14 protein-coding genes are annotated in these 22,401 nt (G+C 42.2%); 5 read left to right on the forward strand and 9 right to left on the reverse strand.

From position 1 onward, the window contains the following. Positions 1-495 precede the first annotated feature (495 nt). The 9 genes from AXF23_RS09445 to AXF23_RS09485 all read right to left on the reverse strand — a co-directional run bounded on the left by AXF23_RS09445 (position 496) and on the right by AXF23_RS09485 (position 11,116). Positions 496-2,079: a S41 family peptidase gene (locus tag AXF23_RS09445; protein ID WP_107625131.1), complete on the reverse strand. Its 1,584-nt coding sequence runs from the start codon at positions 2,077-2,079 to the stop codon at positions 496-498. Between the two features lie 167 nt (positions 2,080-2,246). Further along, entirely contained in the window at positions 2,247-2,630 is a 384-nt protein-coding gene (locus AXF23_RS09450; RefSeq protein ID WP_009011063.1) for a GxxExxY protein, read from the reverse strand. Between the two features lie 216 nt (positions 2,631-2,846). Next, on the reverse strand, positions 2,847-4,829 hold the full coding sequence (locus tag AXF23_RS09455; RefSeq protein WP_199222178.1) for a DNA topoisomerase IV subunit B: 1,983 nt from the start codon (positions 4,827-4,829) through the stop codon (positions 2,847-2,849). Positions 4,830-5,015: 186 nt separating this feature from the next. Next, positions 5,016-6,164, reverse strand: a complete 1,149-nt coding sequence (locus AXF23_RS09460) for an N-acetyltransferase (protein ID WP_089365366.1) — start codon at positions 6,162-6,164, stop codon at positions 5,016-5,018. A gap of 294 nt (positions 6,165-6,458) precedes the next feature. Next, on the reverse strand, positions 6,459-7,856 hold the full coding sequence (locus AXF23_RS09465; RefSeq protein ID WP_107625132.1) for a THUMP-like domain-containing protein: 1,398 nt from the start codon (positions 7,854-7,856) through the stop codon (positions 6,459-6,461). Between the two features lie 125 nt (positions 7,857-7,981). After that, on the reverse strand, positions 7,982-8,716 hold the full coding sequence (locus tag AXF23_RS09470; protein ID WP_107625133.1) for a M15 family metallopeptidase: 735 nt from the start codon (positions 8,714-8,716) through the stop codon (positions 7,982-7,984). Between the two features lie 38 nt (positions 8,717-8,754). Continuing rightward, on the reverse strand, positions 8,755-9,285 hold the full coding sequence (locus tag AXF23_RS09475; protein ID WP_146156737.1) for a hypothetical protein: 531 nt from the start codon (positions 9,283-9,285) through the stop codon (positions 8,755-8,757). A 10-nt stretch (positions 9,286-9,295) separates the two neighbouring features. After that, positions 9,296-9,595 (reverse strand): hypothetical protein, encoded by a 300-nt coding sequence (locus AXF23_RS09480; RefSeq protein ID WP_107625135.1) that lies wholly within the window; start codon positions 9,593-9,595, stop codon positions 9,296-9,298. A gap of 324 nt (positions 9,596-9,919) precedes the next feature. Further along, a complete protein-coding gene (locus AXF23_RS09485; protein WP_009011070.1) occupies positions 9,920-11,116 on the reverse strand; it encodes a serine/threonine protein kinase in 1,197 nt (398 codons plus the stop codon). Positions 11,117-13,200: 2,084 nt separating this feature from the next. On the opposite strand from AXF23_RS09485, the gene tssD reads away from it, so the two are divergent. From tssD to AXF23_RS09510, 5 genes are all read left to right on the forward strand, one after another. Continuing rightward, the gene (gene tssD, locus AXF23_RS09490; protein WP_004384141.1) at positions 13,201-13,599 is read left to right on the forward strand and encodes a type VI secretion system tube protein TssD; all 399 of its coding nucleotides are present in this window, start codon (positions 13,201-13,203) and stop codon (positions 13,597-13,599) included. Positions 13,600-13,780: 181 nt separating this feature from the next. Beyond that, on the forward strand, positions 13,781-15,592 hold the full coding sequence (locus tag AXF23_RS09495) for a type VI secretion system Vgr family protein (RefSeq protein WP_107625136.1): 1,812 nt from the start codon (positions 13,781-13,783) through the stop codon (positions 15,590-15,592). A 7-nt stretch (positions 15,593-15,599) separates the two neighbouring features. Further along, positions 15,600-16,904, forward strand: a complete 1,305-nt coding sequence (locus AXF23_RS09500) for a tetratricopeptide repeat protein (RefSeq protein WP_107625137.1) — start codon at positions 15,600-15,602, stop codon at positions 16,902-16,904. Continuing rightward, positions 16,901-21,214 (forward strand): RHS repeat-associated core domain-containing protein, encoded by a 4,314-nt coding sequence (locus AXF23_RS09505; RefSeq protein WP_304598327.1) that lies wholly within the window; start codon positions 16,901-16,903, stop codon positions 21,212-21,214. Before AXF23_RS09500 ends, AXF23_RS09505 begins: the two co-directional genes overlap by 4 nt. A gap of 12 nt (positions 21,215-21,226) precedes the next feature. Continuing rightward, complete coding sequence (locus AXF23_RS09510; protein ID WP_107625138.1) at positions 21,227-22,312, forward strand: hypothetical protein; 1,086 nt, start codon at positions 21,227-21,229, stop codon at positions 22,310-22,312. Positions 22,313-22,401 lie beyond the last annotated feature (89 nt).

The raw sequence follows: 22,401 nt of genomic DNA on the forward strand, positions 1-22,401 counted from the left end.
TTCAACCTAATTCGGTTGATACTCCCATAGACGAAATTGAAGGGCTGGAATCCTACCTTGGGTTTCAGTCCTTATTGTTTGCCCTTTCGTCTCTGCCAAAGGATGATTGTATAGCTGCGAAAGGGGTTAGGAGTCGAATATAGACAACCGTCCTTTTAAGAGAAATCTAAGCTGTAAGAAGGGCGTATTACCCCTCTGTTCGACCGCAGAATATCTATTGCACCGAATTATTTTCACGACAAGAAATATTTATTTTCATGAACATAAATATTTCTTTTCACGACAAAAAATATTTTTTTTCATGTAAATAATTCGAGAAGAGACAAAGAGACCTTCTTTAATCGAGCAAGAAACGGATAAGACAGCGACCTTAAAGCGCACAAAAAAAGTGCTTAATTGGAGTCCAACTAAGCACCTTTTCATATACTCCTCACTTACCTATTGCGTCGTCATAGACGTCAACAGCAACGGGCCAGAGCACATTCTCTTATCTAACTACTTATCCGTAGCCAACTCTACCGCCTTATTGACGATATCACTCTGCGCATTCCATACACGGAAATACTCATTCATATCCCAGATGTCTCGGGCTGTGAGCGCCTTTATCTGTAGTGCAATATTAGGAAGCGTAGCCTTTAACTCGGCCGCATCCTTAGGTTCTATCTTCTCTTTCTTGCCCTCTGCGACGATTTCATCGAGCAATGACTGTGGTACATCATAACCCTTATTAAATGCGTCAAACGACTTGTATTTGGCCTTTAACGCTTGCCGATTAGCATCAACATACTTCAAGTAAGCATTGATGATAATACTCTTTGCAGCTAACATACGATGATAACGTGTGAACTTAGCAGTATCGAGTGGGACAAAGTTATCAGGCATTATACCACCGCCACCATAGACAACTCGGTGCTTGCGAATGGTGTAATACTTCAAAGAATCAGAGAATTGAATACTGTCAGGATTGGTCAACTCGCCATGCTTATAGCGTTTCTCAATATCCATCTCGTAATCTTTTAGGTCGCCTTTCTTATATGGCTTTTGAATACAACGGCCACTTGGGGTGTAGTAATGAGCGATAGTCAGACGAATCATACTACCATCAGGCAGGTCGAGTGGACGCTGTACAAGTCCCTTACCAAAGGTTCTACGACCAACAACCGTTCCACGGTCGTTATCCTGAATAGCACCTGTAACAATCTCTGCAGCCGAAGCCGTGAGCTCATTCACCAATACATAGACTTTCACATCCTGCAGACGTCCATTGCCAATCGCCTTGAAATTCTGTCGACGAGCGCGTCGTCCTTCGGTGTAAACAATCATATCATTGTTCTTGAGGAACTCATTTGATATCTGAACAGCCGACTGAAGATAACCGCCACCATTGTCTTGTAGGTCGAGAAGGAGGGTCTTCATGCCCTTCTTCTTCAGTGAGTCAACAGCCGCCATGAACTCGTCATGTGTCTTCATACCGAAGCTCTCTATACGGATATAGCCCACATTAGGACGTATCATATAAGAGGCATTGATAGTATGGACAGGTATCTTAGCACGTGTAACGACAAAGGTAAGCACCCCTTTCACGCCACGACGCACAATACCCAACTTCACCTTCGTTCCCTTCTTACCACGAAGCATCTTCATGATGTCGATACGTGACATCTTTATGCCAGCTATTGTAGAGTCGTTCACACTGACGATACGGTCGCCCGCCAGGATTCCCACCTTCTGAGAAGGACCATTGACAACAGGCTGAATAACGACAAGTGTGTCTTCAATCATATTGAACTGTACGCCAATACCCTCAAAGTCGCCTTGCAGTGGTTCGTTCATTGCCTTGGTCTCCTTCGCATCCGTGTAGGTAGAATGGGGGTCGAGCTTCTCAAGCATACCCCTAATACCATCTTCGACTAACTTCTGCTCGTTCACAGAGTCTACATAGAAGTTAGTGATAGCCATCTCTGCTATCTGCAACTTCCGTAAAGGAGAGTCGGAGCCCATATTACCTTTAACCTGCGCCTTACCAACAACTGGCAGCAAAGCCATCATCAATAATATTATAATTGCTTTTTTCATCATTTAGAACTTATAAATTATTTTGTTTCTTCTTATCCTTATCTATTCGTATCAATAAGATTTCACACAGAGAAACGGAGAGCACTGAGTGAAAAAGAATATACTCTTTAGGATAGTTTTTTAACATTCACGGAGGTGCTAAAGCACTAAGAGAGTTTTAGGAGTAATTATTAATAACCATTAAGAACTCTATGAATACCGTCCTTAAGCATAGTAACATCAAAGTTTATAAGATAACCATATCTTAGATTCTGTAACTTTAAATAAGTCATTAATTGCTTAAAATGCACTGGTAACAACTCTCCCACCGACTTAATTTCTATAATAACTTTTCCATCAACCAGCAAATCTATTCGATAGACCTCTCCAAGTTCTATTCCTTTGTACAGTACTTTTATGGGCACCTGTCTTTCTACCTTAAAGCCTTTCTGTGTCAATTCATACATCAAAGCCTTCTCATAGACACTCTCTAAGAGCCCTGGCCCCAATAATGAGTGAACTGTGTAAGCACAGGCTAAAAGCCTATGTGTGTATTCATCTGATATTTTTTCCATGATTCTTTAAGGTTATAGTTCTACTATCTATAATAGATTACGTTCAAGGATTACAATTCTCCTTATTCTCACTCCTCCTCGTTTTCAAGCTAAAAAAGTCTTCCAGCACCTCTTTGTGCCAAAGGCACCTCTCTACTCCGTGCCCTCCTTGACTCTGTGTGAACCTTATTTGGAAGTAAGAGTTAGCCTCTATAGCACCCTTTCAAATAAAACCCTTTACTCTTTCTCCACGTCAGGCAAGTCCTCTTCTATTACGAGGTTGTCAATGATGAAGTTTTGACGCTCCATAGTGTTCTTTCCCATATAGTACTCAAGCAACTTTGCAACTTGATCATTCTTATGGAGTGTGACCTGTTCAAGGCGCATGTCGGGTCCTATAAAGTGTGCGAACTCATCAGGGGAAATCTCTCCAAGACCTTTGAATCGTGTTATCTCTGGTTCTGGGCCAAGTTCGTTGATAGCTGCCACACGCTCCTCTTCAGAGTAACAGTAGCGTGTGATAAAGTCGTTCTTCTTCTCTCCTTTCGCACGACGGGCGTCGGCATCAGCAATAACCTGCTTGTCCTTGATTTTTGTTCGACGGTTGCGAACACGGAAAAGGGGCGTCTGAAGGACATATACATGCCCTTTCTTAATCAGCTCAGGGAAGAACTGAAGGAAGAAAGTTATTATCAACAAACGGATGTGCATACCGTCGACATCGGCATCCGTAGCCACTATCACCTTATTATATCGGAGTGAGTCGAGTCCGTCCTCAATATCGAGCGCAGCCTGAAGAAGGTTGAACTCCTCATTCTCATACACTACTTTCTTTGTCAATCCGAAGCAGTTAAGCGGCTTACCACGCAATGAGAAGACTGCTTGTGTGTTGACATCACGACTCTTAGTGATACTTCCACTGGCCGAATCACCCTCTGTTATAAAGATAGAACTCTCCTCTTTTCGATCGTTCTTCACGTCACAATAGTGTACACGACAGTCACGTAACTTACGGTTATGGAGGTTGGCTTTCTTCGCTCTCTCACGTGCCAACTTCGTTACACCAGCCATTGCCTTACGCTCTCGCTCGGTCTCCTTGATTTTATTCTCAAGTATATCGGTGAAGTCTTCCTTATGGATATGGAGGTAGTTGTCGACGTTTGTCTTGATAAAGTCGCCCACATACTTATTGATAGACTCCCCATCAGGCGACATCTGTGTGGACCCTAACTTAATCTTAGTTTGTGATTCGAATACTGGTTCTTCAACGTTTACAGCGATGGCAGCCACCAACCCGTTACGAATGTCACCATACTCATACTTGCCGAAGAACTCTTTTATCGTCTTGGCAATATGCTCCTTAAAGGCTGTCTGATGTGTACCGCCCTGCGTTGTATGCTGTCCATTCACGAAGGAGTAGTACTCCTCGCCATATTGATTGGTGTGTGTGAAAGCAATCTCAATATCCTCTCCCTTCATGTGGACGATAGGATACAATGGATCAACAGTCATATTATCAGTCAGAAGGTCCTTTAAGCCGTGTCGACTAAGTATGCGACGCCCATTGTACATGATGGTCAATCCTGTATTCAGGTAGGTATAGTTACGGAGCATCTCCTCTACTATATCATCATGGAAGCTATAATGCTTGAAAAGAGTATCGTCTGGTTCGAAATAGATGTAGGTTCCATTCTCATCAGTCGATTTCTTTGTTTTGTCGCTTTGGAGGTTTCCTTTCTCAAACGACAGTTCGCGTACCTTCCCATCACGGTAGCTCTTCACCTCGAAATGAGAACTCAACGCATTAACAGCTTTCACACCTACTCCATTCAAGCCAACACTCTTCTTGAACGCTTTGGAGTCATACTTACCACCCGTATTCAACACTGATACAGCCTCAACAAGCTTTCCCTGTGGAATACCACGACCATAGTCGCGCACACTAACACGCAGGTTTTCATCCACATCAACCTCGATACGGTCGCCAGCATTCATCTTAAACTCGTCAATAGAGTTATCAATAACCTCCTTCAAGAGTACATAAATACCATCTTCAGGCAACTTTCCATCGCCCAAACGACCAATATACATACCCGGACGGGTACGTACGTGCTCCATATCCGATAGATGTCGGATATTATCGTCAGTGTAAGAAACGGGTGTTGGGGGTTGAGTGTTGGGTGTTGGGGACTGAAGGTTGGGTGTTGATGATTTATCCATGTGCTGGGTTGTTGGCTGTGAATTATTGGTTATTGAGGGTTAATTATTAGGTGATAAGGGCTTAGCTATTTTATGATATTGAGTGTTCATTAATGAGCAATTAGGTGTTGAAATAGAAGAAACACGTGAAATTATAGAAAGAACACATGTTAAAACTGTCCATCAACACCCAACACTCAACATTTATCACCCAATAGCTTTCCTATAGCATCTACGCTTCTTGTGCATTGTTGGGTCTAATGGGCCCCACTGACTCTGTACGCTTTCGTTGGTTTCCATCTCCACATGCGTTTCACCCCACTTGAAGCCGTACTTCACATAACGTGGAATGAGGTCAGCGAAGACAAGGGAATTAGCTCCCTTTGAGCGATACTCTGGTAGAACACCAATAAGGAGAAGGTCTACAACCTCCGTCTTATGGAACTTTATTGCACGTAGTAAATGCCACCATCCGAATGGGAAAAGACGTCCACGGTGGCACTTCTGTAACGCACGAGTCAGTGATGGAATTGTAATAGCAAGCCCAACTAACTGGTTGTCCTTATTCCCATCCTCTACAACAGTTATCAGATCGAGGTCGGCAAGAGGGAAGTACATCTTGACATACTGGTCTATCTGACGTTCACTCAACTCAGAGAAGCCATAGAGATGAGAGTAAGTAACATTGATTAAGTCGAAGAGCTTCTTACCATAGCCGCCTTCGAAGATATCTTTCTTGGTCAGTTTGCGTGCATGGAGATTGTAACGTTTCTCCACCATCTCCGCTATCTTGGTATATTTCTCTGGTGCTGTCTCTGGGACATCAAGCCTATATTCTACATAATCATTATCCTTCTCCCAGCCACCAAGCTTCTCCATGTGCTTTGGATAATAATCATAGTTGTAGCTGGTTGCCATTGTACCGAGCTGATCGAAGCCCCATGTCAACATGCCCTCTGGGTCCATATCGGTGAAACCGAGCGGTCCAACGATAGAGTCCATGCCCTTTTCTTTACCATAGTCTTCGACCGCCTTTAACAAAGCCTTTGACACTTCTATATCGTCAATGAAGTCTATCCAGCCGAAGCGGACATCCTTCGTACCCCATTTCTCGTTTGCTCTATTATTGATGATACCGGCTACACGCCCTACTACCTTGCCTTCTTTCAAGGCAAGGAAATACTCAGCTTCGCAAAAGTCAAAGGCAGCATTCTTGTCCTTTGACAACGTTTTCAACTCATCGCTATAGAGGTTTGGGGCATCATACTGATTGCCCTCGTAGAGATCATAATGACACTCAATGAAAGCCTTTAGGTCTTTCTTCGTCTCTACTCGCTTTATCTGAACTGATGACATTTAATATCTTATTTCGTTATTTTCCTAATCTTAAACGTGCAAAAGTACTAAAAAAAAGATAGATAGGCAAATTTAGACTCCTTTTTATTGACTATATGGACTTCTATCATCTGTTAATAGCACTGATATTCACCAACTTCACATACCGTATTAGGCCTCAGTATCCTACATATCTGCCATTAAAACTATTCGTCTTCATGCTCGGCACACTTCTAAAACACGCTGTTACAAACATATTCCAATCGTCCATAAAGTCTACCATCACACCATTGTTTTATTGAAGGTAGTGCCAGTCTACATGCCTATCTTCTCACAAACGAAGAGGAGATGTTTGTTTTCTGCATCTGTGGTAGCAAAGAGGTAGTTGTCACCTCCTTCTTTTATCTTTAGCCGTTTACGGAGTTCAGCAACACTCATAGGGAAATTGCGCACAGCAAGATTGGCCTTGTCTATCCCTGACAGACTATGACGTAATTCCTTCTTATTAAACGAAGAGACGGCTGTTATCCTAAACTTACGACCAGGGAAAGCATCGATGGCCTCATCAGAGACAAAAAGATGAGAATTCAAACTTAATGCTGACAATGAATAACGGGCGGTGAGAAGGGAGAAACAGCCTGCTTTCATCAACGAAGCATTAGGCTCATAGAGATACTGACCGGCCATGGGGGCTGTCGAGAGGATACGCTGTGACACTCCTAAAGTCTCTCGAAGGGAATAAGAAACGACACTATCATCATTCACACAGAACATCTGTAAGCTTTTGTCTACAGCCGTCGTCGCCTCCATCTCACCCTTAGTCTTCTGCAAAACAAGCAACAACTCTTTACATTCATTGCGTACGGAAACGATATGAACCTCACGAACAACGCTATCCAAACGGTTGAGTTCGTCTACTGCACGGTGCCAATCGAGCATAGGCGATAGCTTTATTACAACCGTGTCGGCCTTCTCCAAGAGCTCTTCCTCTAATGTTAAGACATCAGGGGTACAATCACTTATCAGCACGGTCTTGCCTCCCTGCTCGTTACGGCGGGCTGGGTCGAGGAATATCACGGCTACATAGTCGAGCTGATGGAGGTAGGCTGTACCGTCGCCATTGACTACCTCGGCTTGTGTTAAGCCTAAGGCACGAAAGTTATGACGTGCCACTTCGCACAACTCCTCCTGTTGTTCGACATAAATAGCACGCTCAAAGCGACGTGACATAAAGGAGAAATCAACACCAAAGCCACCTGTTAGGTCGCAGAAGGTCTCTCCCCTACCTTTCTGCTCAGTTCCTTCTCGTGGCGTCAGTGTCGCACTTTCCACTACAGAAGGACTGCTCTGCTCATTTTGAGGACTATTAGTAACCAAAGAGGACAGCCTTATTAAACGTGATACCAACTGCGCCTTATACTCCGCAGTATGCTCACTCGAACACTGTTCCATAGACAGATGTGGGGGATAGATGATATCCTCCTTCGCTGCCCAAGACGGTAGTTTCGTACGTGCTGTCTGCCATCCTGTAAGCTGATTGAGCAGGTACGGCATATCAATATCGGGGTAACGGTGGGATTGAAGGGCAAGAAGCCTCACCCCCGCCCCCTCTCCGAGTGGAGAGGGGAGTGAAATGTTATGTTTGCTTAGAACGTCCCGCACATATCTTGGCAGTGGTAGTTCTGAATGACTTATATCGTTTTTTTGCTTCATCTAATCCTATATTTGTATTGCCTTAATAGTCCTTAGAATTTTATTCTTACCATCTATCACAGTAGCAAAGTCGGTAATCACTCCCCTCTCCATTCGGAGAGGGGGCGGGGGTGAGGCATCTTTTTTTACCTCACCACCCTCAAATTCTTCTTTGCCCAGGCCCTTGTACAAAGGTTGAAGTGCCACCACTCTGTACGTAAAGGCATGAAGCCTGCAGCACTCATCACCTCACGAAGGAGTCTGCGGTTGGCGAATGCCTCACGAGAGATTAGTCGATGAGAAACGAGCTCATTCTCTTTGTCGATATGACTGACCAGTCCCATGTGGTCGACTTTTGCACCCATTGGGATCGTATCTATCAAACAACGTGTGCCACCATCACGCCATGTAGCATCATTCCATGAGGCCTTGCAGATACTGATATCTACAGCCATTCCATAGTTATGCATACCTCCTCCGTGCGCAGGATTAGACACATAGAAATACTTTGGGGTATCTTTCACTGCGTCCCACATCGTCTGCTGCACGCTCATCGGCCGTGTGGCATCGAAGATACAAAGGCTCAAATCTGGACGACGACGCTTCAACTCCGCCTGCGCTTTACGCAATGCTTCTGCACAAGCAGGTAATACGTAGGCGTCACGAAGCTCATGATAGAGTACACGATTACAGAAGTTATCCGTACGAGCATACATCAGTGCCACCTTGATAGAAGGTACTACATGCTTTATATTTACCAACCCCTGCTGTTCCATTGACCGTCCTGCTGCCTGTCGACGACTCATCGATGGTGTCTGTGCTTGTATGTTGCTTGCAAACAGTAAAGCAGGAAGCAGTAGCTTATATATAATTCTACACATTGTTATTCATCCTTTAAGTCTATCATTCTTCCCATATATTATCCCCAAGCATTATGGAAGATATTACCAGGATAAGGGTTTATATATCCCTCTAACCTCGTACCTTTCTTGCCATTCTCACCCTGTATAAAACGTAAAGAAAGCATCGCAGGCTCACTATTTATTCGTGAAGTATTCCCTTTTATATTCTTACAAAATGCAATATGCAAACCAGAGAGGAGTTTAATCAGTTGTTTTCTTGACAAGATATAATACTCGGGACTATTCTCATCTTTCAAATAAATAAACACATAAGGTCCCTTAATCTCTTTATTTAAAAGGTCTATATTAATACTCTCAGATAGATTAAATCCTGTTGGAAAGTCTCTCCCTCTACGAGCTTTCACTTGTATCAACAATGACTTATGCGTCCAAGTAGCGTCATCATATCTAATACATACAATATCTATTGACCTATGATTTCTTACCGATGAATTGGCATTCAGTGCTACATAACCTCTCTTGATAAGCTCTGTTACGACAAGTGCTTCACCATAAGCACCTGTCATCTGGGATTGATTGTTACTCATCCTTTAATTATTACCACGTTATATCTTTAACTTCAAAACCCTGCTTTTCGCACATCCTCACAAACCGACAATAACCATTCTGCGTTCCAAAGAGAAAGCTTACACGCTCTGTTAAACTTAACTCATCGTCTGATGATGGGTAATCTGTCAATGTTAATGCATCTCCAGTAGCTATAATTGCCTCATAAAAGCGGTCATAATTATTACGAAACTCTTTCATCACAAGGCTACAACTACCACTTTCTTCAAGAAAATACAAATCTATGTTATCAGAATCATAGATGCATGTATAATACTTTAGGTCCTTCATATTATATTTATTTAATCTCCTTAAAAAGTTAGCTATTATTTCTCTTCTGTCAAATTACTCATAGGTTTTATAGCTATATACTGAAAGCATGAACATAACATGACCCTCAATAATACTATACCTATCCCATAACACATCTACTTTTCAGTGTAGATATAATGGTTAAAAACAGACAGGGACAGACACTGTCTCCCTCTCATACGTATTAAAGGTATTGAAAGAAAGCACAGACTCTGCCCCTGTCATCTATAAGACTAACCGCCGAATGAGTTAGGTAACATCCTTATAAGCTGTCTACCATATATTCATCCGCATTCGTAGCTATTATTTCAACGCAGCCTTCTTCTGCTTTACATAATCGCCAAAGACACGATCCACTTCTGCACGCTGCTCACTGTCGAGTGTGTCGTTGGCCTGAATAAGTCCCTTGTAATAGGCCTTAATAGCCTTTGTAAGCTTCGCCTTGTCTGCAGAATTCTTCTCAAAGAGACGGTCAAGGTCCTTATAAAGGGCTGGCTTCATCTTATTCATAAAAGCAAGCTTACCAGTGGCTGGCTGCTCAGTAGCTGTCGAAAGACTGTCTGACTGTGCTGAAGGCTTCATCTTTACCGTGTCTTCAGGCGCCGTCTCTGCGTCTGACTTAAAGACAGATGACATATCAATCTTACCAACCTGGTCGACTAAAGCACCACCATAGTTATATAACAATATGCCAACTCCTATCACCACAGCAGCAATCAAAGCCAACATAACAGTGCCTTTGCCTATCTTTGGCATAGTGAACGATGGTCCTTCATTATTTAAGTCGGCTAAGAACTCATCAATATTACTATAACGGTCGCTCCGCTTAAAGGCACAACAACGCTTAATAACATCGCTATAAGCTAATGTCAAACCCATCACCTTCATGATAGTACCGAGGGAATAGATGTCAGCCGTACCGTCAGCTGCCATCGTCTCATCCTTGATCTCTGGTGCCATGAAGCGTGTTGTATCAGCTGTCAACTTCACATCTTCAGGCGAAAGAACACTGAAATCAATGAGTTTAACATAGTCACCTTGATTGGCAACAAGTACATTTGATGGCTTTAGGTTACGATGGATAACCCCTTGCTGATGGGCATAACGCAGTGCATCAGCAATCTGATTGATGATACCAAGCTTCTCATCATCGGTATGACTCTCCTTAAGATAAGCCTGTAAAGTACGTCCTTCTACATACTCTTCCTCAATACAAAGTCCGTAACCATCAACCTCTACCAACCCTTGATAGCGTACAATACCAGCATGATTGAGTCGTTGGCACTGTTTAAACTCACGTTTCAATGCATTACGAAGCAACGCACGCTCACGATACGCATCCTTCAGTGTCTTCAGAACGACGGTCTGGTCGCCCTTACGACACTTCACTATCATACAGTATCCCTGCGATGATATTACCTTATATTCGGTATAACTGGCCTTTACAGGCGCATCAGCAGTCTGTGCTTGTTCATTAGTGGAAAGTTTGTTCTCACTCATCAATATTCGTAGGTTTTAATTCTCTTAACGTCATTTGCGTACAAAAGTAGTAAAAAAAAACGAGATAAGACAGAAAAGAAGGGGGTAAAATGCTGTATTACAATTATTCTCATCTCATAGAATTAATAAACATCAGGATTCTATTTTACAACTTATACTGATATGTTCTTACCCAACACATGTGCTGTTAGCGGTGAACACCAATGGTATTGAGGGCCAAATACCATGTAATATATTACTGCTATACAAGCATATTGTTGTTTATAAAGAGCTATACAACCGGAAGTAAACAAACTTTATTTGGTTAGAAGGCTTATTCTTACAAAAGAAACACAATATTATCTACTTAGAAAAGAATTAGCATAAGGAGTAAACTGTTATAGTTTTAGCAGTCAACAAAATTAATAATTAAATATAGACGTGAACCATGTATATAGCCTTCGTCATTAACCCCTACCTTTCACTACATTTTTATTGAGACTTTTCATACTCACATCGAGTTACACAGACAAGCAAACACTACGGCTTACTTAAATGGGAGGAAGACGGACTGTTCATAGATTGAATGACATATAAAAAGATGATATAATGCCACATGGGAATAAGACTGGTATGAACTATACTATACAACTATCTACAAAGAACTACGAATTACGCGAATTGCACGAAGACAGAGGATACAGAATGAACAACACTTTAAATGCTCTCAGACAGAAGGACATAACGACATAGAGTGACCGAAAGCTCATACATAAACAGAAGAACATAATGACAAAGAGTGGATAAGGGGCAGAATGAAGATGGGGTACGACATCTGAATGGTGTCATTGGCTTCATTTCTTTAGGAGCATGAGGAATGCTGATGGGCATACCGGAGCAGTCTTTCTCTTGGTAAAATCACGCTGGATTCGATACAAAGTATGGTTTGTAATTCACTGGTGATATAAACCATCGTTTTTCTTGATGTTGCAAAGATACGACAGTATTTCTGAGCTTCCTTATCTTTGGATATGTAACTTCAAGAACATATAATAATTGGAAACGGTCGACAAACTTTTTATTGTGTTAGCTGGTAGGACAGTTGAAATGACATCGTCCCGACCTTAAGAAATTAATTGTACGATTTAGAGGTATAGGCGTAGAGTTCCCATATAAACCAGCCATGAATAAAACTAAGGAAAAAGATAGATGATGTAAAAATTTATCGCATACACCATCGCTAATACTTACTTTTCATGGTTCAAGAAGACGCCCTTCAGCCTTCAAGAACACGCCCTTCTTGATGCTTGTTAAGGCTCTTCTTGTGTTTTAATAAGCATCTTCTCCGCCACTGCTCACAACACACTGATTTAATGCAGATTATAGACGTGAATCATGTATATAATCTTCGCCATTACCCCCTACCTTTCACTACATTTTTGTTGAGACTTTTCATAATCACATTGAGTTCCACAGACATACAAATACGCCGGTTTAATTGAGTGGCACAAAGACGGACTATCCATAAATAGAATGACATATTAAAAGATGATATAATGCCACATGGGAATAAGACTGGTATGGACTATACTAAACAACTATCTACAAAGAACTACGAATTATGCGAATTACACTAAGACAGAGGGGACAAATTGAACAACGCTTTTAATCTTCTCAGACAGAATGACATAATGACATAGAGTGACTGAAAGCACTGAACGATTGGAGATTTTAATATTCTCAGACAGAAGGACATAATGACATAGAGTGACTGAAAGCTCTTACATAGACAGAAGGACATAATGACAAAGAGTGGATAAGGGGCAGAATGAAGATGGCTTTGAATGTGTATAAGATATTAAACCTTTGTTATTTAGTGTTGTATCAATTGCTTTTATAAAATTATATAATTACTTTTGACAACGAAAATGACAACAGATTGCAAATCTTCCTCTTCTTCCAAAGAGCAAGACTGTTTTACAGCCACACGCAGAGGAGACTTCAAAACGTTGTTAGGGGTTTTCTCTTTTATTGTTTCTCATACGTGAGAGAAATTAAGATGACCTCGTTTTCTTTTTTTTCTAACTACTTTAAAATTATCTATCATGAGTTCATTTAGAGCAACATTGGAATTAGGTGGCAAGGAGTACGACGTACTCTATTCTAACTACGAGTTCAGTCGTACGACTGACAAGAAGGGTCAGCCTGCATCAAGTATTTCTGGTGGTCGTATCAGCGTTACTATCGAGTCTACTGATGACACTTCTACTATTGAGGCTATGCTCAACAGTCAGTTCAAACCTGTTGAGGGTAAGATTGTTTACAAGAAGAGCGAAGAGGATGCTAAGATGAAGGAGATCTCTTTCAAGAATGCTTACATCGTTCACTACAAGGAGACGCTCGACGTAAACAACGAGGCACCGATGACCATCGCTATGACCTTCTCTGCTGAGAATATCACCGTGGGTAATGCCGAACTCGACAACCGCTGGCCTCGTTCATAGGTCTAAGAAACTTAAGGACTGTGTCGGGCTACGTGCTTGACATGGTCCTTTTAGCTTTCTATTTAGGTCTCATCGCAGTAGGACATACCTATAAGCTGCTGAGGTCGCCACCTTATTATATATAGGAAACAAATTTTATTAAAACGCTTTTCAGCCTTAATTACCTCAAAAAATATATTCAATGGCAATACCTTTTAATCCCATCTCCATCACCATAGGAAAGGATGGACTTTCTTCTTTCAAATCACTTCGTATCGACCAAAGTACTGGTGCACATCATCACTTTGACCTCACGGTTGACCTTGAGTCGGGAGGTAACAGACAGGTGCATAACATCAGTAGCAGTAAAGAGTGGCTCGGCAAGGATATCATAGTGAAAGCTGCGAGCAAACCATTCTTCTGCGGGATAGTGACGAACATTGAGTTGCATCGCGATGGTAGCGACTTCGGGTATATACAGGTGTCTGGCTACTCCTCTACTTATCGTATGGAGACAGCACCGAGCTGTTACTCATGGAATGACAGGTCGATTGGTGATGTCGTAAAGAGTCTGTGCAGTGATGGTAAGGTACAATTGGCATTGAATGCAGCACACAAGAAACAGTTGGATTACATCTGCCAATACGAGGAATCTGACTTCGATTTCGTTCGTCGTCTCGCCTTGCAGTATCAGGAGTGGATGTATTATGATGGTCTGAAACTTGTCTTCGGTAAGCCAAGACGATTGCCAGACCCTATCAAGATGGAATTTGGTACGTCGCTGAGTTCCCTCAATATCGGTCTACAAACATTAGCTCGTCCAGAACAGGTGTTTACGTTCCATTCTGGTGCAAACCGTGAGATGGACCGCAAGACGCCCGATAAAGCTTACGGACATGACAGGATGGCGGGTGATGCATTTCGTGCTGCGCTCCCCTCCTACCCTAAGGCGGCTCGCCAATACTCCATACAGCGTGTCAGCTCTATCAATGATCTTGAGAATTATGTACTCCTAAAACAAGCAGCCGAAACGGCTGAAACCCATTACGTCACAGCCGAAAGCCAGGACCCAAGGTTACACGTGGGTTCGGTGATAAGTTTGTATAGTTCTTTCTTAAAGGGAGTTGGCAATCTCTCACAAGAGAGCTTAGGCGATTTCATCATCATCGAGATGACCCATGAAGTGAGCGAGAGCTGTTACTACAAAAACCGTTTCAAAGCCATTCCTGGTACTGTAATGAGTCTGCCTAACCCAAAGGTTGAAATGCCTCTGGCTGAAACGCAGATGGCAACGGTACTCAGCAATGCCGACCCACACGGAGCAGGGCGTGTGCAGGTGCGCATGAATTGGCAGACCGATAACATGCGAACAAGTTGGGTACGTGTGATGACACCAGATGGTGGTGGCAGTAAAGACGTAAAGAGCAACCGTGGCTTTGTGTTTATCCCAGAGGTAGGCGACCAAGTCCTCCTCGGCTTCCGCCATGGCGACCCCGCAAGACCATACGTTATGGGTAGCCTGTTTAATGGAACAACAGGTGGTGGCGGTGGTCAAGGCAACAACTGCAAGAGCCTTACCAGTCGCACTGGCTGTGCCTTGAAACTTAATGATTCTGTAGGCAGTGTCACGTTATCAGATCCAGGAAAGACCAGCATTCACATGGACGGTTCTGGTAATGCCACATTTGATTCGTCTGACAAAATACTCATCTCCTGTGGTAGTGCTACTATTGAGTTGCACAAAGATGGTACGATAAAGATAAATGGTAAGGAGATATCAGTTGGAGGCACGGATATCTCCATGGCAGGTACATCAAGTATTGTCGCTGGTGTAGGGGAAGGCGAGACACCAAGTACTGGTATTGGTATGACTACGACAGACCTTAACATAACTTCTGCAAAGACTTGTATTGATGGCACCAGTGAGACTAATGTAAGTTCAAGTAGTGGAACAACGTCTGTTACCGCATCAAGTGAGGTGATTGTAGGTGGAAGTAAAGTAAAACTAAACTAATAGTGGTATGAATCCAGTACGATTGGAATTACTAAAGATAGACAGACAATGGTATGAGCAAGTAAAAGCACATACCGATAAACCACTATTTGTATGCTTGGGCGAGAAGCACACTCTAAACATGTTTGATGTTTATTTTAAGAGTCATGGTGCAGATGAGGTAGAAAGTAACGACGTTTTCCTTGTGAATTATAAACCATTTGAGGATGCACAGCGGTATGGTGCAGAGCTATTAGAAGAACTACATTTGGTTTATAAGTTGTGGAGAGAACATAATCTGACTTCTGTTCCATGTAAAGAATGGAATACGGACATTATCGTTCCTAATGATAAAGTAAAGACTGATGCAGGGAATACTGCTAAGGCGCTAATAGGACTATACGAATCTTTTCCGCCACTACGTGGACACAAGATATTTATTCTCTTATCACCACAACAGATAAGTAGTATACCTTTATATGAACAGTGGCTGTTTGATTGGTGTGCTAATATGAATAGCAGTGATGTCAAGATTGTAGTTCTTGAAAAACATGAAGGTCGGCTGTTAAAGAAACTGCCTAATAACAGACATGAATTTGTACTTACCGGTACTGACATTGCTTCTTTGATGAACAATGTGGCAGCCCAGACTGCTGCAGATCCTAATGATGAAGAAAATGTTCTGCAACAACAAATGCTATTGGCAAACGTTCACTTTAGCAGGCACGAGTTTGATAATGCTCATGTAGCTTTGGCTAAAGCTATTGCCATAGCCAGCCGACACAATCTTAAGGATGTGCTATGTACAGCTCACCTCTTAGATGCTTATGTATGGCTTACACAAAATGAACAGGAGAAAGCACATGACACATTCCGTACCTTATTGAGTCTTACTGGTGAAGAAACTCTATTGTCTGCACAGATGCATGTGAATTATGGTGGTTTCTTGCTTGCTATACGAAGAAAAGAGGATGCAATAGATGCGTTTGAGAAATCAGCTGAGATTGCAAAGAATATAAAGAATCCATTACTGGAAATGGAGTGTTATCGTATTATGGGTCAAATACAAGATGGTACATTTACAGATTCACAAACCATTGCTTATTATGAGAAGTGTATAGAGATAGGTATGACTATGAACAATGAGGAAAGACAACAAAGTTCATTAGCTTACATAGCTACTCTATTACTAAAGAAATATGGAAACTCTAAAAAGGCAGAAGAACTTTGCAAACAAATGGAGCAATATTTAGGTGCAGATTGGCAAACTAACATACAAGTCCCCAACATGGATGACCTATATCATTCACCCTTAACAAGTGTATCCTCATGAAGATAATAGCAAAGAAAGCCAATGTAACGAGTACTGCCGTACAGCATGTGGCCAAACATTTTGATTTGGTATTAGGTATAGACATCCACTGGACGAAGCTTCCTGTGCCACCTATTCCTCTTCCCCTACCACACCCTTTCATAGGATTTATCTTTGACCCCATGGAGTATGCAGACTTTAGCATACCAGTCCCTTCTCTGTTACAAAAAATGTTCAACCTCCCAGAAAAGATTCCTATGGGAGCATCAGTTTTTGTTCATGGTCGTATTAAGGCTACGACAACAACATCTGTCTTTGGATTTGGTTGTTCTATAAAACCTAAAGGTGGCGCTGCAAGTATGTTAGGAGCAGCTATGGTTGGGAATATTATACCTATCAAACATATAACAGGTGGTCTGCCTTTCTATAAAATATTCTTAGGAGACTTGGAAGGTCCGCATGATGGTGAAATCTATTTCGGGTCGGAAAGTGTCATTATCAATGGTAGTGAGTGCAGTGGATCATTCCCTCAGCAGGTTCTGACTTGTTGGGGTATACCCTTCGGACACCAATATTTTCCTCCAGCATGGCTTGCTCTCTACCAGCATATATTAACAATGTATGTGCAAATAAACGTCAAACCGCCTGTGCTGGTAGGTGGAACTTTCATCCCTCATAAGTACACGCTTTCTGATATCTTGATGCGTGCAGCAGCTGTACTATTCATGAAAGCGCTGGGAGCAATTGCCAAAAAAGGATTGACCAAATTTAATCATTTCCTTCAGGGTAAATTCGGTAAGAACCCTATATCTAAATTGTTGTGTTTCTTCGGTTTGGAGCCAGTGAATTTTGTCACGGGAGCAATGAATTTCTCTTGGGACGACTTTGAGCTATTTGGTGAGCGTACCATTCGTTGGACAAGTGCGTGGCAGAGTGACATTACTTATTCTGGCATTATGGGTAATGGAGTGATTTGTAACTATGATCTGTTCATCATCCCACAAGAAGCAGACGGAGTTGCAGCTTACAATAACCCAGATGAGAATCAAGTATTCCCGATTCCAATGCCAGAAGTGGGAGGCAAAGAGGAGTATTATCGTTCTCTAAAGCTATGGCAGCATAGGCCAAACAAATCTAAATGGATTGTAAGGACAGAGACAGAAATTCGCACCTATCGTGCCTTCTCTGACGAGGAGTACGGTACAATATATCTTACTGAAAGGATAGACTATGTGGGAGGTGGTTTCCTATTGTTGGATTATAGTGGGCGTAAGCACTTGCTTTCTACTATTAAGGACCACCTTGGACGTCTTATAATCTTTGGACAGGATGAGGAACGAGGTCTTATCCGCTCAGCAATGTATAAACATGGTGATGTCATAGATCAATTGGTGGCATACGACTATGATGAAAAGAGTAATCTCATACGTGTACGTGATCGATTTGGTAAAAGTATTGAGTTTGAATATGATGGTGCCAATAGAGTCGTTCTACGTCGTAACCGCAACAATATGATGTATACATGGGAGTATGATGCCGAGGGACGTGTTATCCATACTACTGGTGAAGGTGGCGTACAGGAGGGTTATATCTCTTACCATGACGGATATAATGAAGTAAGATACTCTGCTACAGGAGCTACGGAGCAGTATTATTATGACGATAACAACCTTGTATATAAAAAGGTGGATGCCATGGGTGGCGAGACCTGGTATGGATATAATTCCTGGCATGAACGCACGTTGGTGGGTACACCAGAGGGTAAGGTCGTAGGATATGATTATGATGACCGTGGTAACCTTATAAGATTGACGGCTGCTGACGGAGCTGAGACAGTTTATGAGTATGATGACCATAATCGCCTAATAGCACGTACGGATGCTGCTGGTAATAGAGAAGAATGGGTCTATGATAAAGAGACTGCACTGTTGCTGAAACATAAGGAAGCGGATGGTACTGTTGTTACTTATACATACGAGAAGGATAAGCAGCAGCCTTCTGCTATTGAGTATGGTGAAGAACTACGTGCTGTTCTACAATATGACACTTTAGGATTAATCTCAAATATTACAGATGGGCATGGCGTTTGTGAAACATTCGCTTACGATGACTATGGGCGTCCACTGAAACACAGGCATGCGGATGGGAATAGTACAGAATGGCAACGTGACCGACTTGGCCGTGTTACTCGCTACGCAACTCCTGGGCAGAGCGTGATGCGCATCTCCTACGATGCCTACGACCTGCCTGTTGAAGTTACCAGTGGCAACGAGGTGTGGACTATGGAGTACACTCCTATGGGTAACCTGCGCCGTCAGACACGACGGACAAGCAGTATGCGCATGGTCAGTGCGCTGAACTATGAGTATGATTCCTATGACAGGCTGAAGTTTGTCGAGAACGAACACGGTGAACGATACTTCTTTGAACGTGACCTTAATGGCGAGATCATCTGTGAGAGGGGCTTCGACGGAGCGGAACGCCACTATATCCGTGACCTTGACGGCACGGTGATTACTACACAGCTGCCTGATGGTACGGCTGTGCATCATCAGCATGACCAAGCTGGACGACTTACCTATAACAAGTACACCGATGGTAGTTGGGAGGCTTGGGAGTACGATAAGGCCGGAAGACTCACCAAAGCGTACAACAGAGACAGCGTGACGGAGTTCGTGCGTAATGCTTTGGGGCAGGTCATAAAGGAAACGCAGGACGGGCGTACAGTGGAGCATAAGTATGATGAGCGTTCCCAACTTTCAAATATCGTCAGTGCATTAGGAGGAAGTATTACCTACGGATATGATATAAAAGGCGCTGTCAACCACATATCAGCTGGTATGTCAGGAAAGAGGAAGCCTTGGGAGGCGGATATAGTATACGACCGATTCGGGCGTGAAACATCACGTATGATGCCTGGCTGTGTAGAGAATACTATGCACTATGACAGCATTGGCCGTCCTGCACATCAGCGTGTCCGTCATAATGGTCAAACGCTGTATGACAAGTCATATACTTGGGGTGATAATCTTCGTCTTTTACGAACGTTTGACACAATAAACGGCAGAAGTGTCCGTTACGATTATGATACCTTCGGTTCTCTGTCAGGGGCAGTATTTGGTGACGGCAGCCGTCAGTGGCGCAACCCGGACCTGATGGGTAACGTGTACGATAGCCCTGACCGAACGGACAGGAGCTATGGTCGTGGTGGACAGCTGCGTGAGGACAAGAAGTGGCGGTATTATTATGACAGCCATGGCAACCTTGTGCTGAAGACCATGCGCAGGTCGGGACCATCCCTTGAAACTGGAATGCGGGATGAGTTCCTTGCTTGGCAGAGCGGTGACTATGCCTATACATGGCAGGGCAATGGTATGCTTAGAAGTGTAACACGGCCGGACGGCAAGACCGTTACGTTCAAGTATGACGCTTTAGGCAGACGCATTGAGAAGGTCTTTGATGGACGAGTATATCGCTACCTCTGGAATGGTGATGTCATCCTACATGAGTGGGACTATGCCGAGGCTGACCGTCCGAATACGATTGTTACCGAGACTGGTGAGGTCACACTTGACAGACCAGAACCAGTTGAGAATCCCATCACGTGGGTTTACGACAGTGACAGCTACGTCCCTACTGCCAAGATTGTTGGTGACAGGCATTACAGTATCGTCAGCGACTACATCGGTCGTCCTGTCCAAGCGTACGATGATAATGGTAATATTGTCTGGCAGGCAGACTATGACATCTATGGTAACGTCCGCAACCTTAACGGCAGCAGGCAGTTCATTCCTTTCCGCCAGTTAGGACAGTATGAGGACGAGGAGACTGGACTGTATTACAACAGGTTCAGGTATTATGACCCGAGGATTGGCATTTACATCAGCCAGGACCCGATAGGATTAGCAGGAAATAATCCAACGCTGTATGGGTATGTAAGTGATTCAAATAATCGGATGGATTTGTTGGGGTTAAACAAAACGTCTTGGTGGCTTCATGATTCAGATGGAAGTTTACTTGACTCTGGAACTATGAAGCCGGATCCTAAAGCAAAAACAATACCTGGGAGAGTAGGAGATTCTGAGCAGAAAATACTAAAAACAATAGAAACAAGACATGCTGGAAATCTTGAGGGAACAAAACTTACAATAAATTCTGAACCAACATTTATTAAAACTCCTACAGGTAAAACAGTTAAAATTGAAGGTATAAAACCGTGTGATTTTTGCGATGCAAGAATGGACGAATTTACAATAAAGAATAAGATGCAAATTGAATATAATTATAGAGGGAAACAAGTTAGTTATCCAAAGACTAAAGTTTGCTCTTAAAACAATAGAAAAATGAAAATTAATTGGCAATATTATCAAGCACCAAACAGGGACGCAATTGATGCAATACCTTATCAGCTAGATTATTTGTTCTCTACCAAGGACTCGTCAGAAGATATAGAGTATTTCCTTTATAATGAATTAGCTCCCAACATAAAGCATCAAAATAGAATATATAGTATAATAGAACCTGTAATTGAAGTTATGGAGTTCAACATATGTCAAAAAGGAAAGATACAATATAAGAATGAGATCTTAAACTTTTTAGGATATATATTTCAAGAGTATATTCGAGATGAAAACAGTATTTTGGTAACCCCTATAGAATACCAAACGGCCGCACTGAAGTTGTCATTACAATATTCTGAAGAGTTTGAATCTTACAAAAGATTTCAATCCTTTATGAAAAGAGTTTTCCCAGACACTATTGAACCACAAATGCCAGATGTGATTTTTTATAAATCCACATTAAATGACTGTCAAAAAACTTTCGAAACATTAATATATAATGCTGACCAACAAAATATAGGAGAGTCCCTTTTTGCATGTGGATTGATGAGTTTCAAAAACCCCAATTTAAAACTACATGATTTAGAAATGATTCAACAGGATAGTATTACTAATCTGGGCTTATGTATAAACCAAATGGCGTTTGACAAAAGACTTGCGGTTAAATCGCTTTCCACACCCACACAGTACCCATTTGTGTGGGGAAATGGTTTTGAATGCGTATTGGCAACATCGTCACTGATGATAGATAGTATACATCAAGATTTAAGATGTCAGAAAAATACAATCAATGATATAATGAAGGGTTACGAAGCAATTAGAGATATGAATATTGATGAAGATATTGATTTTCCACCCCATAAGTTTATGTTAGAAGACTTGAGTAGTGTTCTGTTTCAAGAACATCTTGGAAAAGGGCGACTGCTCGATCCCCAAAAACTAACAGGAATACAATCATATTTTTACAATTTACTGTCAAAAGAGTATCGCACACATACTTACACACTGCTTTATGCAGGGATAGTCCCCAATGGGATGTCTATAGAAGAAGCTAATAATATAAATGATATTTACAACTGTTACAACTAAACCGCAACCGAAAATTATATCTGTAGTATAGGTTTTAAACGTGGGTGTATGCGAAGGGCTTATATTTCTATAATCGCAAGGTTATCCGA

Source organism: Prevotella sp. oral taxon 313 (assembly GCF_003043935.1).
Taxonomy (GTDB): Bacteria; Bacteroidota; Bacteroidia; order Bacteroidales; family Bacteroidaceae; genus Prevotella; species Prevotella jejuni.